Annotated in this window: 17 protein-coding genes; 4 read left to right on the top strand and 13 right to left on the bottom strand. The window is 68.5% G+C overall.

Annotated features, from left to right (window positions below):
• Positions 1-6 precede the first annotated feature (6 nt).
• Genes AC3A6J_RS21540 through AC3A6J_RS21515 form a run of 6 tightly spaced genes read right to left on the bottom strand, consistent with a single transcriptional unit; the run spans position 7 to position 5,960 of the window.
• The gene (locus AC3A6J_RS21540; RefSeq protein WP_487862031.1) at positions 7-828 is read right to left on the bottom strand and encodes an enoyl-CoA hydratase/isomerase family protein; all 822 of its coding nucleotides are present in this window, start codon (positions 826-828) and stop codon (positions 7-9) included.
• Between the two features lie 10 nt (positions 829-838).
• Complete coding sequence (locus tag AC3A6J_RS21535) at positions 839-2,089, bottom strand: CaiB/BaiF CoA transferase family protein (protein WP_487862030.1); 1,251 nt, start codon at positions 2,087-2,089, stop codon at positions 839-841.
• On the bottom strand, positions 2,086-3,012 hold the full coding sequence (locus tag AC3A6J_RS21530) for an acyl-CoA dehydrogenase family protein (protein ID WP_487862029.1): 927 nt from the start codon (positions 3,010-3,012) through the stop codon (positions 2,086-2,088). Before AC3A6J_RS21530 ends, AC3A6J_RS21535 begins: the two co-directional genes overlap by 4 nt.
• Entirely contained in the window at positions 3,009-4,166 is a 1,158-nt protein-coding gene (locus AC3A6J_RS21525) for an acyl-CoA dehydrogenase family protein (protein WP_487862028.1), read from the bottom strand. Before AC3A6J_RS21525 ends, AC3A6J_RS21530 begins: the two co-directional genes overlap by 4 nt.
• The gene (locus tag AC3A6J_RS21520) at positions 4,163-4,957 is read right to left on the bottom strand and encodes an SDR family NAD(P)-dependent oxidoreductase (RefSeq protein WP_487862027.1); all 795 of its coding nucleotides are present in this window, start codon (positions 4,955-4,957) and stop codon (positions 4,163-4,165) included. The genes AC3A6J_RS21525 and AC3A6J_RS21520 overlap by 4 nt, the downstream gene beginning before the upstream one ends.
• Before the next feature lie 4 nt (positions 4,958-4,961).
• Positions 4,962-5,960: a Bug family tripartite tricarboxylate transporter substrate binding protein gene (locus AC3A6J_RS21515; protein ID WP_487862026.1), complete on the bottom strand. Its 999-nt coding sequence runs from the start codon at positions 5,958-5,960 to the stop codon at positions 4,962-4,964.
• Between the two features lie 147 nt (positions 5,961-6,107).
• Here AC3A6J_RS21515 and AC3A6J_RS21510 point away from each other — a divergent pair, with 147 nt between their 5' ends.
• Entirely contained in the window at positions 6,108-6,884 is a 777-nt protein-coding gene (locus AC3A6J_RS21510; RefSeq protein ID WP_487862025.1) for an IclR family transcriptional regulator, read from the top strand.
• Positions 6,885-7,067: 183 nt separating this feature from the next.
• On the opposite strand, the gene AC3A6J_RS21505 is transcribed toward AC3A6J_RS21510, so the two are convergent.
• A complete protein-coding gene (locus tag AC3A6J_RS21505; RefSeq protein WP_487862024.1) occupies positions 7,068-7,721 on the bottom strand; it encodes a TetR/AcrR family transcriptional regulator in 654 nt (217 codons plus the stop codon).
• 106 nt (positions 7,722-7,827) lie between these two features.
• Here AC3A6J_RS21505 and AC3A6J_RS21500 point away from each other — a divergent pair, with 106 nt between their 5' ends.
• Positions 7,828-8,778, top strand: coding sequence for a tripartite tricarboxylate transporter substrate binding protein (locus tag AC3A6J_RS21500; RefSeq protein ID WP_487862023.1), 951 nt, complete (start codon positions 7,828-7,830; stop codon positions 8,776-8,778).
• The gene (locus AC3A6J_RS21495) at positions 8,775-9,317 is read left to right on the top strand and encodes a cupin domain-containing protein (protein WP_487862022.1); all 543 of its coding nucleotides are present in this window, start codon (positions 8,775-8,777) and stop codon (positions 9,315-9,317) included. The genes AC3A6J_RS21500 and AC3A6J_RS21495 overlap by 4 nt, the downstream gene beginning before the upstream one ends.
• On the opposite strand, the gene AC3A6J_RS21490 is transcribed toward AC3A6J_RS21495, so the two are convergent.
• Positions 9,270-11,327, bottom strand: coding sequence for a hybrid sensor histidine kinase/response regulator (locus AC3A6J_RS21490; protein ID WP_487862021.1), 2,058 nt, complete (start codon positions 11,325-11,327; stop codon positions 9,270-9,272). The two genes, AC3A6J_RS21495 and AC3A6J_RS21490, sit on opposite strands and share 48 nt — an antisense overlap.
• 274 nt (positions 11,328-11,601) lie before the next feature.
• On the opposite strand from AC3A6J_RS21490, the gene AC3A6J_RS21485 reads away from it, so the two are divergent.
• On the top strand, positions 11,602-11,859 hold the full coding sequence (locus AC3A6J_RS21485; protein ID WP_487862020.1) for a hypothetical protein: 258 nt from the start codon (positions 11,602-11,604) through the stop codon (positions 11,857-11,859).
• A gap of 25 nt (positions 11,860-11,884) precedes the next feature.
• Here the strand turns inward: AC3A6J_RS21485 and AC3A6J_RS21480 are convergent, their stop codons facing one another.
• The 5 genes from AC3A6J_RS21480 to AC3A6J_RS21460 are packed head-to-tail and all read right to left on the bottom strand — an operon-like array spanning position 11,885 to position 16,554.
• Positions 11,885-13,870 carry a hybrid sensor histidine kinase/response regulator gene (locus tag AC3A6J_RS21480; protein ID WP_487862019.1) on the bottom strand — a complete coding sequence of 662 codons (1,986 nt, stop codon included), beginning with the start codon at positions 13,868-13,870 and terminating at the stop codon, positions 11,885-11,887.
• A gap of 2 nt (positions 13,871-13,872) precedes the next feature.
• Positions 13,873-14,745, bottom strand: coding sequence for a sensor histidine kinase (locus tag AC3A6J_RS21475; protein ID WP_487862018.1), 873 nt, complete (start codon positions 14,743-14,745; stop codon positions 13,873-13,875).
• Between the two features lie 3 nt (positions 14,746-14,748).
• Entirely contained in the window at positions 14,749-15,795 is a 1,047-nt protein-coding gene (locus AC3A6J_RS21470) for an ATP-binding protein (protein ID WP_487862017.1), read from the bottom strand.
• Positions 15,786-16,190, bottom strand: a complete 405-nt coding sequence (locus tag AC3A6J_RS21465) for an anti-sigma regulatory factor (protein WP_487862016.1) — start codon at positions 16,188-16,190, stop codon at positions 15,786-15,788. The genes AC3A6J_RS21470 and AC3A6J_RS21465 overlap by 10 nt, the downstream gene beginning before the upstream one ends.
• Positions 16,180-16,554, bottom strand: coding sequence for an STAS domain-containing protein (locus AC3A6J_RS21460; RefSeq protein ID WP_487862015.1), 375 nt, complete (start codon positions 16,552-16,554; stop codon positions 16,180-16,182). The genes AC3A6J_RS21465 and AC3A6J_RS21460 overlap by 11 nt, the downstream gene beginning before the upstream one ends.
• Positions 16,555-16,556 lie beyond the last annotated feature (2 nt).

The raw sequence follows: 16,556 nt of genomic DNA, 5'->3' as shown, positions 1-16,556 counted from the left end.
CGCCACCTACTGCCCGGTCGCTGCGGATCGCGCGGGCCAGACGTAGGTCGGTTCTTCTTTCCGCACGAAAGCCTGCGCCGCAATCCGGTGCGCCTCGCTGGCCAGGGCAATGGCCTGCGCGCTCGCCTCCATGGCGAGCATCGTCGGCAGGTCGCTCTGCAGCGATGCGTCCAGTGCCTGCTTGGTCAGCGAGAGCGCGGTGGGCGAACCCTTGGCGATCGCGGCGGCCAGTTCGTTCGCGCGTGCATGCAGCGATCGCCAAGGCAGCACTTCGAGGGCCAGGCCCATGGCTTGCGCCTCGGCCGCGTCGATCTCGCGCGCCGACAGCGCGAGCGCCTTGGCCTGCTGCAGCCCGACCAGGCGAGGCAGGGTGTAGAGCGCCGCGCAGTCGGGCATCAGGCCCATGCGCTGGAACACCATGCAGAGCCTGGCGCGATCGCTGAGCAGCACGATGTCGGCCAGCAGCGCGAGGCTCATGCCCGCGCCGAAGGCCACGCCGTCGACGGCGGCGATCACCGGCCGCGGGAAGCCATGCAGCGCGAGCACGAGCCGGCGGTACCGGGCCATGCCTTCGAGCGCTTCGGTCGCCTGCCGTGCGCCGTGGCCGGCCATGTCGCGCACGTCGCCACCCGCGCAGAAGGCATCGCCTGCGCCGCGCAGGACCAGCACGCGCAGCTGGGGCTCGGCGGCAAGGCGCGTGAGTGCGTCGGTCAGTTCATCGGCCATCTGCCGGCTCAGGGCGTTCAGCGACGCGGGACGGTTGAGGGTGAGCGTGGCGACGCCTGCGCCCGACATGTCGCACAGGAGGGTCCCGAAACCACGCGTCATAGATGCGTCCTCAGACGATGCGCCGCGCATGCAGGGCTGCGATCTCGGCCGGGTCCATGTCGAGCACGTCGCGCAGAATGCGGTCGGTGTGCTCGCCGATGGTCGGCGGCGCGGTGGGCGGCGGCGGTTGGGTCCCCGTGAAGCGGATCGGGTTGACGCACAGCGTCACTTCGCCGGCCGTGGGGTGCGGTACGCGCTGCGTCACGCCGCGGTGCACCACCTGCGGATCGGCGAACACTTCGGCATAGCGATTGATCGGGCCGCTGGGGATGCCCGTTTGCTCCAGCGCCGCCAGCAGCTCGCCGGCGCGCCATTGCCGGGTGAGGGCGTTGAACACCTCGGCCAGTTCCCGCCGGTGCGCCAGGCGCTCGGAATTGGTGACGAAGCGAGGGTCGTCGGCCAGCGCCGGGTGGCCCAGCACGTGGCAGAACGATCGGTACTGCGCTTCGCTGCCGCAGATGACGATGATGCCGCCGTCGGCGCATTCGAAGGCTTGCGAAGGCAGACCACCGTTGCCTTCGGTGCCGCGGCGCGGCGGCACCACCCCGGCCGCGAGATACGTCATGACCGAATGCGTCTGGGCGGCGATGGTGCAGTCGAGCAACGCGATGTCGATGTGCCGGCCCATGCCCGTGCCATTGGGACCGTCGCGCTCGTAGAGCGCGGCCAGCACCCCCGAGGCCGCGTACTGCCCGGCAATGAAATCGGCCAGGCTCGGGCCGGTCTTCATCGGGCCGCCACCGGGCACGCCGTCCGGCAAGCCGGTCACGCTCATCATGCCGCTCATGGCCTGGAACACGGTGTCGTATCCCGGCAGGTGGCTCTTCGGGCCTGTCTGGCCGAAGCCGGTGACCGAGCAGTAGATGAGCCGCGGATTCAGCGTTCGCAGCGATGCATGGTCCAGCCCGTAGCGCGCCAGGTCGCCGACCTTGAAGTTCTCGATCAGCACGTCGGAGCGCGCGACCAGGCGGCGCACCAGGTCTTGCCCTTCGGCACTTGCGATGTCGATGGTGATCGACTGCTTGTTGCGGTTGGCCGACAGGTACATGGGCGACTCGCGCGTGTCGTTGCCGTCGCGGTCCTTCAGGAACGGCGGCCCCCAGCGGCGCGCCTCGTCGCCGTTGCCGGGGCGCTCGACCTTGATGACTTCCGCACCGAGGTCCGCCAGCGCCTGTGCGGCCAGTGGCCCCGCCAGGATGCGGCTCAGGTCGAGGACCTTGACGCCGGTGAGCGGCATGCGGGTGCGCGTGTCGTTTTTCATGCTGCTTCCTCCAGATTCCAGGCTGCGGCCGCGAGTGCCAGCTGCTGCGCCTCGGCGCCGCCCAGGTCCGAGCGCAACATCTTGGCGCGCGTGGTCCATCGGTGCAGCGGATGTTCGAGCGTCAGGCCCATGGCCCCCATGAACTGGTGCAGGTCGTAGGTGATGGCGGGCGTGCATCCTTGTGCGTGCGCCAGCGCGCAGGCGGCATCGGTGGCGCTCCCGCTGTGTGCCGCCTGCAGCGCAAGCCAGCGCGCAGCCTCCACCTGCACTGCCGCGGCGGCCAGCCGATGCTGGACAGCCTGGAACGCGCCCAGGGGGCGTCCAAACTGGCGGCGGTCGCGCACATGGGCGGTCACGGCGTGCAGGCCCGCTTCGAGGCAGCCGCTCAGCTCGGCCGCAACGCCCACCCGCCAGAGCCGGCGCAATTCGGCGCCGTCCAGGTCGAGCGTCCGCCACGAGAGCATGTCCGGTGCGACCAGGCGCCCGACTGGATAGCCGAAGGGACTGTCCAGCGCTGCGGCGTCGGCGTCCGTGAGCGCCGCGCACTCGACCGTGTTGCCGCGGATGCAGAGCACCGTGCGCGCGCCGGGCAGCCAGCGCGCGGGCCGGTCGCGGCGATCCCAGACGAGGGCGCATGGGCCGGGCAGGGCGGATGCGAGCAGGGGCAGCACCAGCGCAGCTGCGACAAGCTCCAGGCACTGCGGCAGCTTGGCCAGGCGGTGGACCATCGCCGCTGCGGCCACGGGGCCGAGCTCCTCCACGGCCGCGGCGTCGAAGAGGCCGGCGGAGGTCAGGTCGGCCTGCAGCGATGCGGAAAACTCGAAGTGGTTCACGCCAAGCACCGGGCGCGCCTCGTGGTCCGCCGCGATGCGCTCGACGGCATCGAGCAGGGCCACCTGGTCGGGGTTGAATTCAAGGTTCATGCGCTTGCCGGACGAGGTTCGCGCGGCAGCTGCAGCCACTCGTGCGCGATGAGGTTGAGCTGGATTTCCGCCGCACCCGATGCGATGCCTGCGGCGATGGCGCGTTCGTGGTGTGCCAGCACGAGCGGCCAGCCGTCGCCGCACAGCGCGTCGCTGAAATGCGCCAGCGTGAAATCCGACACGGCATGGTCGGCCTTCACCACGGCCACGCGCGCCAGGTTGGCGACTGCGCTCGGCGGCAGGTCGCGCGCGCGCTCGTCCACCACGCGGTAGACCAGCAGGCGCGCCGCCTCGCATGCGGCCAGCGCCTGTGCCGCTTGAGATCGGACGGCAGTATCGGCGAATCGGCCCTGTGCCTTCAATTCAGAGACCATCCGGTCCAGCACGCGGCGCGAGAACGCATAGCGTGCCAGGCCCACCCGCTCCAGCGACAGCGCGTAGCCGATGATGGCCCAGGCCTGGCCCTCCTCGCCGAGGCGTGCCGTCGCGGGCACCACCACGTCGTCGAAGAAGACCTCGTGGATGTCGCCATGGCCGATCAACGATGGGATTGGACGCACGGTGATGCCGGGCGTGTCCATGGGCACCAGGAAGATCGCGATGCCGCCCTTGCCCGCGCCGGTGCGCGCCAGCAGGAAGCAGGTCTGCGCCATGCCCGCGTAGGAGGTCCACACCTTGCTGCCGTTAATCATGTATTCGTCGCCGTGCAGCGTTGCACGCGTGGCCAGCGACGCCAGGTCGGAGCCTGCCGAGGGTTCCGAGAAGCCCTGGCACCACAGCGCGCGGCCCGCGGCCATGTCCGGCAGGTAGCGGGCTTGCTGCTGCGGCGTTCCGTACTTCATCAGCGTGGCGCCGATGAAGTTGGCGTTCATGTACTGCGGGCCGCGCGGCTCGCCCGCGGCGAACAGCTCTTCGCCGACGATGAAGTGCTCCCACGCCGGTGCACCGCGCCCGCCATGCGCCACCGGCCAATGCGGCACCAGCAGGCCCTCGGCGGCCAGCTTGGGGCAGAACACCAGAGAGAACGCCGTTTGCGCCGGGGAGCCCGGGCCGTGACGGCTGATGTGTTCCCAGTCGGGCGGCAGCTCGCGCGCCAGCAGCGCGCGCACCCGCTCCCGCAGGGCCCGCTGTTCGTCGGTCCATTCGAAATTCACGCGTTGTTCACCTTGTGGAGGTAGCTCAAATAGCCCATGGGGACAGGGCTGCCGCCGTTGACTGCGATCAAGGCACCGGTGGTCCATGACGCCTCGTCCGACAGCAGGTAGGCGCAGAGCGGGCCGATGTCATCGGGTGTTCCCAGGCGCTGCAATGGCACTGTCTCCACCTGCCGACGGATGCGAGCTTCGGTGTCGAAGACCTTCGCCAGTTCCTCGGTCATCACCACCCCGGGCGCGACGGCATTGACGCGGATGCCCCGATGGCCCCATTCGGCGGCCATGGTGAGCGTGAGGTTCTCGACCGCGGCCTTGGCCGCGCCGTAGTGGCCGGTGTTCGGGTTGGGATGCGAGGCGCTGCGCGACGTGATGTTCACGATGGAGCCGCCGTGCTGCATGGCGCGCGCGGCCGCCTGCGCCGCGAAGAAGGTCCACTTCAGGTTCAGGTCGACCACACGGTCCCACTGGTCTTCGCGCACCTCCAGCAGCGGGCCGGTGTCGCCGCGCGCTGCGCTGCCGGCGTTGTTGACCCAGCCGTCGATGGCGCCGAACCGGTGCTCCGCTTCGGCGACGATGCGCGCGATGTCTTCGGCGCGCGTGATGTCGGCGGCCACGGCGTGCACCTGAACGCCCAGCTTTTCCAGTTCGGCTTGCGTCTCGTCCAACGCCTCTTTCGATCGGCCGCTGACCACCACGTTGGCACCGCAGCGCGCGGCCGCCAGCGAGATTCCCCGGCCGATGCCGCGCCCGCCGCCGGTGACGACGACCGTCTTGCCTGACAAGGAGAACATGCGCCTACTCCGGCTTGTAGCCGATCGCCGCAGCCGCCTGCGCCCACATCTGCTGCTCGGCCGCCACCTGGCGGGAATGGACCTCCGGCGCACCACCGACCGGTATCACGCCGGCCTGCGCGAGGTGGGCGCGGATGTCGGGGTCTTTCAGCACCTCGTTGAATGCGGCGTTGAGTCGATCGACGACGGGCTTGGGCGTGGCGGCCGGTGCCCAGAAGCCGAACGAGAAGGCAAAGGTGAGGTCGGGCACGCCGACTTCCGCCAGCGTGGGCACGTCGGGCAGGGAAGGGGAGCGCTCGGCGGCACCATGCGCCAGTGCCTTGATGCGGCCTTCCTTGATCAGGCCCACGTAGAACAGCGGCACGTCGATGCCCATCTGGATCTCTCCGGCGACCAGGGCGGTGGCGACCTGCGTCGATCCCTTGTAGGGGATCGGCGTGGCCTCGAAGCCCGCACGCGATTTCAGCATTTCGCCCGCCAGCAGGATGCTGCCCGCGGTGTAGCTGAAATTGACCTTGTCGGGGTTCTTCTTGGCGTAGTCGACGAACTCGCGGAAGTTGTTCACCGGCAGCGTGCCCGGCACCATCAGCGTCATGCCGCCGCGCGCCACGCAGACGACGGGCCGCATCGATCGCAGCAGGTTGAACTTCAGGTCCTTGACCAGCACAGGCGTCAGGCTGCCGCCGCCCAGGAACAGGATGGTGTGGCCATCGGCCGGCTGTGCGGCCGCGTATTCCGTGCCGATGAGGGCCGCCGCACCGGGCTTGTTTTCCACGATCACGGGTTGCTTGAGCTGCGCGCCGAGCTTCTCGCCAAGCGCACGAGCAAGGGAGTCGGATCCGCCAGCGCCGAACGGTACGACGATGCGCACCGGCTTGTCGGGGAAGGTGCCTTGCGCCGAGGCGGGCCACGAAGCGATGCCGCCCAGTGCGGCGGCGGCCGTGGCTGCCAGCAGCAGGCTGCGCCGGCGACCGGAAGGCGGAATGGAAAAGATGGGGCCCATGTCGTTCGTGCTCCTCTGCGGCTTGGGTGAAGTTGGTATCAACCACATGGTGGGATACTCGGGCATTGAATTCTGCGCATCTGCACGAAGGTATCCAGCACCTTGATCCATCGGCAAGGGAAATCACGGCCGCAACTGTTCCACATCATGGGCACTTCTTCTCGTCCTGAACCAGCCGCACCCGACGGGACGCAGGCGATCAGGCGCGCCGCGGCCGTGCTGCGCGCGCTGGGCAAGGCCGGCGCCGAGGGCGCCACGCTGGCAGAGGTGGCGCGCGACTGCGTGCTGGCGCGCTCCACCGCGCACCGCATCCTGCGCTGCCTGATAGAGGAGCGGCTTGCCAGCGCGCCCGAGCAGGACAAGCGCTACCGCTTGGGCGAGCTGGTCCACGAGCTGAGCCTCGCGCCGTCCGCCAGCATGCTCGAAGTGGCGCACTGGCGGCCCGTGCTCACGGCGATCTCACACCGAACCGGCGCCACCGCGTACCTGATGCGACGCAGCGGTGTCGAAGCCGTCTGTCTCGCCAAGGCGGACAGCCAGGCGCTCATGCGCTTCGTGCCCGTCGAAGTCGGCCAGCGGCGCCTGCTCGGCGTGGGGGCGGGCGCCACTGCGTTGCTGGCGGCGCTGGACAAGGAGCATGGCGAACAGATCATCGAACTGATCGCGCCGGGGCTGAAGCCGTACCCCCGCCTCAACCCTCAGAGCGTGCGCGGTGCGGTGCGCATGGCGCGAAAGACCGGCTTCGCCTTGAGCCAGGGAACGGTGGTGACGGACGGCTTCGGCATGGGCACCGCGGTGCCCAGCGCCAGCGGCGCGCCGCACCTGGCACTCAGCATCGCTGCCCACGCGTCGCTCGTCACCGAGTCGATCATCGAGGAGTGGAAGCGTGTGTTTGCGCAAGAGATGAACGTACGGCTGAAGTAGGCGAGCGGGCGGGCATCGGATCGACTGCGGGAGGTCGGCCATGGGCCGGATCGCGTTGCGAGCACTGACTATCGCGAAATGCCTGGCTTGTGTTTAACATAACACACATTGTGTTCCTCGAGCGTATAGGTCCCCAATGCCAATGTCGCGCGAATCGCGCTCACCAGGGCATGCGAGGCGCGGTCATCGCAACGGAGTCGAGCCCGCGCAAAATCCCGCCGCCGTGAACGAGACCAATTGGTCGAGCACCGCTTCGACGGAGGGGCTCTCCTGGCCCTTGCCGAGCAGATAGCTCACTCTCCCGTTGTCGGCACGCAAGTACATCATGCTGCCGAACATGCATTCGAGTCGCAGGTGGAACTCCGTCTCTGAGAGAGCGGGCAACGCGCGTCGCAGCAACGAGGTGAAGCGTTGCGCGACTTCATCGTAGGCGGCGAAGACGATCTTGCGCACCCCCGGGTCAGGATCGACCGAGCAGAGCGCCGAGACTCGGTTGAAGTCGGCCCCGTCGGCTGAACGCGCGAAGCGCATCGCAGGCGCGAAGAACGCACGCAGTACCGCTTCCAGATCGGGTATTTCGTTTGGAGCCGTTGGTTCGCACCCATCCAGCAAGACATGGCGCTGTGCATTCATCTCGGCCAGCCTCATGGACAACAACGCCTCGAGCAGGCTTTGTTTGGTGCGGAAGTGGTAATGAATCGATCCGGTGTCGACGCCGGCCTCGCTCATGATGGAACGCAGCGACGTGCCTGCGTAGCCGTTGCGGGCGAACAGCCGCTCGGACGCCAGCAGGATTCGCTCGCGCGTGGGAATTCCCTTGTCGAGTTTGCTTGTCATCGAAGGCGATCATAGACGCCGGATTCAGTCGGTTGATTGATTCAGTCGACTGACTGAACTATGATGCGCCGCGACATTCCTGTCGTGCCTCCGGAGACTCCAATACATGAAAAAGATCCTGCTTGCGGCCACCGTCGTCGCGCTACAGGGCATCGCCTGGGCCCAGGACGGATTCCCTGCCCGCCCGCTGACCATCATCAATCCCTGGGCGGCCGGCAGTTCCACCGATCTGATGGCTCGCACACTGGCCGATCAGTTCCAGAAGCAGTTGGGTCAAGGCGTTGTGGTTACCTCGCGCGAGGGCGGCTCTGGCGTGATCGGCATGACCGCACTGTCGCAGGCACCCGCCGATGGACTGACGCTTGCGTTCACGCCGATGACCCCCGTCACGGTGCAGCCGCACTACGTCAAGAATCTCAAGCTTCGGCCAGACACTGTTCAACCTTTGTGCGGCGTGACCGAGAACATCCTTGGCGTTTCGGTGCGCAGTGACAGTCCCTTCAAGACGATTGGGGATCTGGTCGCAGCCGCGAAAACGCAAACGCTCAACTATGGGTCGCCGGGCCCCAACTCGGCACCCTTTCTCGCGATCGACCAACTCACGCGGGACCAGAAGCTCCAGATGGTCCACGTTCCCTTCAAGGGCGATGCCGCTTCGATCCAGGAGCTTCTGGCCGGCCGGCTCGACTTCGTGAGCAGCATCGCCGCTTCAGCGGCGCCGCAGATCCAGGCCGGCAAGCTGCGCCTGCTGGCCGTGAGCGCGGCCCGCAGGCATCCCGGCTTCCCGGATGTGCCGACTTTCAAGGAACTCGGGATGCAGGTGCTCGAGGAGTCGTTCGCAGGTCTTTTCGTGCCGCGCGGCGTGCCCGAACCGGTGCTCCAGACGCTCGACAAGGCGTGTGCGAAGGCAACTGCCTCCGATGCGGTCCGCGAGGCGGCAGCCCGCAGCAATCAGGTGGTCGCCTACCAGACGCGGGCCCAATGGGAACGCACGGTGAACGAACAGTTTCGCAAGCAGGGCGAGGCATTCCGTCGCACCGGAGCGGTGGCGCAATGATGGGCGACGCATTCCTCCCGATTCGCCGTGTGGTCACCGGCGACGACGCCAATGGTCGTTCGCGCATCGTTGAGGATGGGCCCTCCCCCGCCGTGCGGACCGTCGCCGAACGGCCGGGCTATCGGGTGACCAACCTGTGGTGCACCGCGGCGGCTCCCTCTCCCATTGCGGAAGCTGACGCGATCGCGGCGCATCGGGGCGTGTCACCGCCGGCGAACGGCACCGTCCTGCGCATCATCGACATCCCGCCCGAACCAGAAGATCCACAGGAATTGCAACGCGCGCTGGAGGCCACCTTCTCGAACATGTACAACGATGCGCACCGTGCTGTGAAACCTGGAGAGCATCCAGGCATGCACCGCACCGACACCATCGACTACGCGCTCATGCTCCAGGGGGAACTCGTCGCGATCCTGGACGACGAGGAAACCGTGCTTCGGGCAGGTGACGTCCTGATCCAGCGGGGCACACGGCACGCGTGGGCAAACAGATCAGGCGCCCCGGCGCGAATTGCGTTCGTGCTGATCGCCGCGCGCTGAGACCCGTTCCACCCCCCGCCGCACCGCCTGCGCCAGCACCGACGGCTGGATCGGCTTGGTCAGGTGCTCGTCGAAACCCGCAGCCTCGGTGCGGGCCCGGTCGTGCTTGGCGCCCCATCCGGTCAGCGCGACGATCGCCATCTGCTGCGGCGGGTACTGGCGGCGCAGTTCCCTTGCCACCTCGACGCCGTCCATGCCCGGCAGGCCGAGGTCGAGCAGCACCAGGTGCGGCACATGCCGCGCTGCCTGGTGCACGGCGTCCGGTCCGCTGGCGACACCCTGCACCTCGTAGCCCAGATCGCGCAGCAGTTCGATCAAGGTCTCGCGCCCGTCGTCGTTGTCTTCCACCACGAGCACCCGTGCCTGGGCGCGCACCTGCTCGCCGGCGAGGTGAGCGGCAGTGCCGGGCGCGGCGGCCGCGCCGTCGACGTCTGCGGCAAGCATCGGCGTCTCGCTGAGTGGAAGCTCGATGGAGAACGTGCTTCCCTGGCCGACGCCGGGGCTGCCGACCCACGCGGCGCCCCCATGCATCTCCATCAGGTTCTTCACGAGGGCGAGCCCCAGTCCGAGCCCGCCCTGCGCGCGCGACTTGGTGTGCGCCAACTGGGTGAACATCGTGAAGAGGCGGCCCTGGTCGGTTTGCGAGATGCCCATGCCCGTGTCGCGCACCGAGAGCACGACCTTGCCGTCGGCGACGGCCGCCTCGACGTCGATGCGTCCGCCCTTGGGCGTGTACTTGGCCGCGTTGGTGAGCAGGTTGCCGACCACCTGCACCAGCCGCGTGGGGTCTACATGGACGGTGATGCCCGCCGGCACCCGCACTTCCACCTGGTGAGCCTGCGCGCTCAGCAGGGCCTCGGTGGCCTCGAGCGCGCGCGCCACCATGCCGTCGAGTTGCGCGTCCTCGCACTGGAGTTCGATCAGCCCGCGGTTGATCCGCGAGACGTCGAGCAGGTCGTCGATCAGCCTGGCCATCACGCTCACCTGGCGGTCGATCACCGCGAGCTTGTCGGCCAGCGCGGGCGACGGGTTCTGGCGCGCGGCAATGGCCACCGCGTACTTGATCGGGGCCAGCGGGTTGCGAAGCTCATGGGCCAGCGTGGCGATGAACTCGTCCTTGCGCACATCCTGCTCCTTGAGCATGGCGGCGTCGCGCACCCGTTCGATGTGTGCCCAGCAGCGGTCGACCACCTCCGAGACGACCGTCACCTCGTCTTTCGTCCAGCGGCGCGGCTGTGCCTGGTGCAGCGCCATCATCGCCACCAGCCGGCCTTCCTTCACCAGCCCCGCGCAGATGATGGCCTTGATGCCGATCGCATTGAACATGCGCGCGCCGCCGTCGTCGCCGAGTTCCGCGTCCACGTCGTTCACCACCAGGTGGCGGCCCTGCCGCAGGTTGGAAGTGGCCTGCGGGCCGAACAGGTCGAGCGAGTAGACACCGGCGCTGCTGGGCACGCCGTCTACGGCCCAGTCGCTGCGGATCGTGAAGCGGTCGCTGTCGCTGTCGACATCGGCATAGGCGCAGCGCGTGGCACCGAGCGCCTGCCCGAGGATGCGCGCGGTCACGGCCATGACGGCATCGCCGTCCTGCAGGTGGCGCGTGGCCTGGCCGATCTCGTCGAGGATGCGCAGGCGTTCCTCGCTCACGCGGCGTGCGGCTTGGGCCTGCATGCTCTCGGTCACGTCGATGACGAACCCGACCCACTGCGTGACCTTGCCGTCGTCGACGACGGGCGCGCCCTGCGCGACCACGTGGCGGTACTCGCCGTCGCTGCGGTGAAGGCGGTATTGCAGCGTCATCGGCTGCGCCGACGCGGCCGCCTCGTCCCACAGTGCCCGCACCGTCGCGCGGTCGTCGGGGTGGATCGCATCGAGCCAGCCCCAACCCGCGTAGTCGTCGTAGGTCTGGCCCGTGAAGGCCTGCCACAACGGGTTCAGCGTGGCGACGGACCCGTCAGGCGAGGTGTACCAGACCAGGGTGTTCCTGACTTCGGTCAGTTGCAGCGTCATGTCCCCCGGTCCTCCGAAACGAAGTTGTTCTTCATATGCCCGCTCGATCCTAGCGAGGGCGGCCCTGGGTCACGTGGGCAGGAGGCGCTGCACCGCGTCAGCGGCGCGGAAGCCCCGGCGTGTCGCCGGCCTACAGCGGCGAACTCCCTCGCCTGACGCACCGCGCGCACGAGGCACGCGACCCTTCAGCGTGCAGCATACCGTCGCCCAGCATGAGATTTTTTTCTTCTTCACGGCCAGTCATCCCCTCCCCTACCCAGGCAGGAGCCCGCCCATGAACGGCGCGCTCGATCTTGTGCAGTGGCCCGCCTTCGTTGCTTCGGTTGCCGCCGCCTGGCTGGTGGCTTCGCGCCACGAGCGCCGCCGCAACCTCGGTTTCTGGGTCTTCCTGCTGAGCAACGTGCTGTGGACGGTCTGGGGCATTCACACCTCGGCCATGGCGCTGATCGCCCTTCAGGTCTGCCTGGCCGCGCTCAACGTCCGCGGGCTGTTCAAGACCGACCCCGATGCCGATGCAAAGCAGAGCGACTGAACGCGGCATCGCGCGCGGTCCTCGCTCAGTCGGCGCGAGTCTTCGTTCGAGCGCTGATGAGGGAAACCAGCGCATGGGGCTGCAGCGGCTTGCCCAGGTGAGCATCGAAGCCCGCCTCGGTCGCCTTCACATGGTCCTGTGGCCGGGTGAATGCCGTGTGCGCCACGCAGTAGAGCCGGGGCCGGCCCATGGCGCGCTCACGCTGCCGCACCTCGCGGATCAGCTCGTAGCCGTCGCGCCCCGGCAGACCGATGTCGCTGATCAGCACGTCGGGCCACTTCTCATCGAAGAGTTCCAGCGCCGAGTCGTGGTCGACGCCGAGGCGCACCGTGGCGCCGGCATCGGACAGCACGACCGCCATGATCTCGCTCGCGTCGGCGTTGTCCTCTACCACGAGCACATCGAGGCCCGCCAGCACGCGAACGGACGAAGCACCCGGGTGTGCGTCGGCGGACTGGCGCGGCACGGCCGGTGCGGCGCCCGAAGGCACCACGCCCAGCACCACGCGCAGGGTCGCGCCTCGGCCCTCGCCTTCGCTATGCGCCGACACGCTGCCGCCATGCAGTTCGGCCAGGTTCTTCACGATCGACAAGCCGAGTCCGAGTCCGCCGTGGAAGCGGTTGTCGGGTGAATCGCTCTGCGTGAAGCGGTCGAACAGGTGAGCCAGAAAGTCGCGATGGATGCCGCGGCCGTGGTCGCGCACGCTCAAGGTCAGGGTGTCGCCCTCGCGGTCCATCTGGATCTCTATCTGGCCGCCCTCGGTCGAGAACTTGATGGCGTTCGACAACAGGTTCCAGGCGATTTGCTGGAAGCGCGTGGCATCGAGCCAGGCGGGCGGGTCCGCCCTGCCCTGGTCGAAGACGATCTTCAACTGCTTGGCGGCAGCGGGTGCGGCCAGCGCATCGATGGCCGCGCTCACCAGCGAGCGCGGCTCGATCCATTCCTGGTGCAGGCGCAGCTTGCCCGAGCTGATGCGCGACACGTCGAGGATGTCTGCGATCAACCGCGTCTGCGCCTTCACGCTGCGGTCGATGGCGTTGAGTCCTTTTTCCATCTGCTCGGGCGTGCGGTTGCCGGCCTTCAGCACATGAACCCAGCCGCCGATGGTGTTCAGCGGATTGCGCAGCTCGTGGGAGAGCACCGCCACGAAATCGTCCTTGGTGCGGCTCAGCCGCTCGGCGGCAGCGCGTGCGGCCTGTTCGCGCTCCAGCACTTCGCGGCGCTGGGCTTCGAGCTCGAAGCGCTCGGATACGTCGAGCGCGATCCCCACGCGCAAGCCCGGCTCGATGTGCGCCGACATGGTCCATTCGAGCCGCACCCACGAGCCGTCGTGCCGCAGCAGCGGAAACTCGCTTTTCCACGACGATGCGGCCGGCTGCGCGCCCGCGGTCTGCTGCGCCACGACGCCCGCCCAATCGGCCGGCGCGAAGGCGCTGATGGTGTGCCCGATCAATGCCCCGCGCGACCGCGCGAGCATCGCCACCATGGCCGGATTCACGTCGGCGAACCGGCCTTCGTTGTCGATCAGCGCCATGCCCGTGGGCGCATGGTCGTAGATCGCGCGAAAACGTGCCTCGCTGTCGCGCTGTTTCTCCTCGGCCATGCGCGCGCGGATCAGCGCCTGCAACGTCGCCACCAGCACCGGCGGCTCGACGGGGTGCACGAGGTACGCGTCGGCACCGGCATCGAGGCCCGCGACCTTGTCCTCGTTGCGCACGAAGGTCGCCGACAGGTGCACCACCGGCAGCGTCGCGGTCGCGGGCCTGAAGCGCAGCTCGCGGCAAACCTCAAAGCCGCTGAAGTCGGGCAGGTGCACATCGAGCACCACCGCCGAGATCTGGCGCGTGGCGAGCGCCAGCGCCTCACCGCCGGTGCTCGCCTCGAGCGTCTGGAACCCGCCCGCCCGGACCACGCGGGCCGTGGCGTAGCGCGTGGCGGGGTTGTCGTCGACCACCAGCACCGTATGGCGCGATCGGTCTATCGTGATGTTGATCAGGGGCTCTGGTGCCATGGTCAATCCGATGGACCGGGCGCTTGCCGCGGCAACAGGACTGGCAACGTCACGGAGAACACCGACCCCTTGCCGAGCTCGCTCTGCACTTCGACGTGCCCGCCGAGCAGCCCGGCGAGCTGCCGGCTCAGCGAGAGCCCGAGCCCGGTACCTCGCAGCCGCTTCTGCACCGGCGAATCGACCTGCGCAAAATCGTCGAACACCGCCGCGTGGTGCTCGGGCGCAATGCCGATGCCGGTATCGGCCACCGAGAACTTCACGGCGTCTTCGCCGGCGGGCGTCGCGGTGACACGCACCTCGCCGTGCGGCGTGAACTTGAGCGCGTTGGAGATGAAGTTGCGCAGGATCTGCGAGAGCTTGCGGTCGTCGGTATAGAGCTTCGGCAGTCCGTGCGGCTCCTCGAAGATCAGCGCAGTCTCGGGGTTGTGCAGCACGGGCCGAAACATGCCGCGCAGCGCCGAGAACAGGTCGACCATCTCGAACCATGCCGGCGAGATGTCGACCCGGCCCGCCTCGATCTTGGCCAGGTCGAGCAGGTCGTCGACCATCTCGGCGAGTTCGGCCGCGGTGGTGCTGACGAAGCCGACCTGCTTTTGCTGTTCGGGCGTGAGCGGGCCGTCCATCTGGTCGCTGAGGAGCCGCGCGATGCTGCGAATGGCGCCGATCGGCGTGCGGAACTCATGGCTCATGTAGGCCAGGAATCGGCTTTTGAGTTCGGTCGCCTTCCTGAGCTGCTCGGCCTGGGCCTCGAGCTCGGCATACAGCGCCACCACGCCGCGGTTGGTTTCCTCGAGTTCGGCGCGCAAGGCCTCCATCTCGCGCTGGGTCTCGGCCAGTGCGGCTTCCAGGTCGGTCGTCGCTGCGGGCGGGTTCATCTGCTATTCCTTTCGGCGGATGACCACGACAGTCGCATCGTCGCGGTGCCGGGTGTGGTCGCGCAGCAGCACAGCAGCCACCAGCGTGGGGTCGCGCTGCAGCAGCGGCCGGATGCGTTCGGGCGTCCATCGCGTGTCGATGCCGTCGCTGTGCAGCACCACCAGTGCATGCGGCGGCAGCTCGAGCGCGGTGGTCTCGGGATTGCGGATCTGCAGGCCGGCAGTGCCGTGCTGCGTGACGAGCGACTTGTCGAACACCCCGGACAGCACGCGGCCCACGATGTTGCCCGCGCCGCTGTAGCGCACGGCCGCGGCCGCCGTGTCGACGCGCAGCGCGCACACGGCCGCGCCGCGTGTGGTGCGCAGCTCTGAATGCACGCGTTTCAAGATCTCGCGCAGATCGTCGTGCGGCGCCCGTGCAAAGGCGCCGAGTGCCGCGCGAGCGGCCTTGGCCGCCTCCGGTCCGTGGCCCAGCCCGTCGGCGACGAGCAGCGAGGCCTCGTCGCCATGAAATGCGAAAGCCCAGCCATCGCCGCACTCGGTCTCGTGCGGCGCCGGCAGGCAGATTGCGCCGATCTCTACGGGCGCAGCCGCCCATTGCGTGCCGGGCGCAGGCCCTTCATGGGCGGGCTTCGTCTCGCGCACGCGCGCCACGGCCACCGTGCCATCGGGCAAGGTGGAATGGATGTCGAAATCGTCGGCCAGCCGGCGCACCGCGCCCAGGCCGGTGCCGGGCGTGCTGGCGGAGGAATGGCCGTCCTGCATCGCGAGCGCCACATCGGGAATGCCCGGCCCCTCGTCGATGGCAACGATCTCGACTTCGCGCCATGCCGTGCGTTGCGCCACCAGCAGGCGGCCGCCCTTCGCATGGCGGTGCAGGTTCGTGCCGAGCTCGGTCACCACCAGCGCGAGCCGGCCCGTATCGACTTCGCCCCAGCCCATGTCCGACGCAGCGCGCGCCGCATGGCGGCGTACCTCGCCCACGCGGCTCGCGTCGTCGATCGAGAACGCCCGGTGGGTCCAGCCCGAGTCCACGCCGGCTATTTCCACTTGGTGATGCTCACGCGCGTCCCTGCGCCGGGCGTCGACGAGATGTCGAAATCGTTCACCAGCCGCTTGCTGCCCGGCAGCCCCAGGCCCATGCCGGTGCCACTGGTCCAGCCATCGGTGAGTGCGAGTGCGATGTCGGGGATGCCCGGGCCTTCGTCCTCGAAGTGGAGCGTGATTCCGCGGCGTCCGTTGCGCTCGGCGAACTCCCAGCGCATGCGTCCCCCGCCGCCGTGGATCAGTGTGTTGCGCGAGAGCTCGCTGGCGGCGGTGACCATCTTGGTCTGGTCGACGAGCGAGAGCTTGAGCTCCTGGCACAGCGCGCGGACCATCTGCCGGCTTGCAACGATGTTCTGCTCGTCCCGCAGTGGCAGGCTGCCGGTGTGTTCAACGGCCAATCGCGTTCTCCCGCCGGGCGCGCCGCAGGAGTTCCATGCCGCGCTCGACATCGAGCGCCGTCTTCACGCCGTCGAGCGACAGGCCGAGCTCGACCAGCGTGATCGCCACCGCCGGCTGCATGCCCACCACGACGGTGGTGGCCGAGAGGATGCGCGCGATGCCGGAGATGCTCGTGAGCATGCGCCCCACGAACGAATCGACGATCTCGAGCGCCGAGATGTCGATCATGACGCCCGACGCTCCGGTGGCGGCGATGCGGTTGGCCAGGTCGTCCTGCAGCATGAGGGCGGTCTGGTCCTGCATGTCGACCTGGATGGTCACCAGCAGGGTGTCGCCCATGCGAAGAATGGGTATGCGGTCCATCG

It is taken from the genome of Variovorax sp. Soil_C_39 (assembly GCF_057656815.1).
Note: the sequence above shows the minus strand (reverse complement) of the source record. Positions and strands in the feature narration are given on the sequence as shown.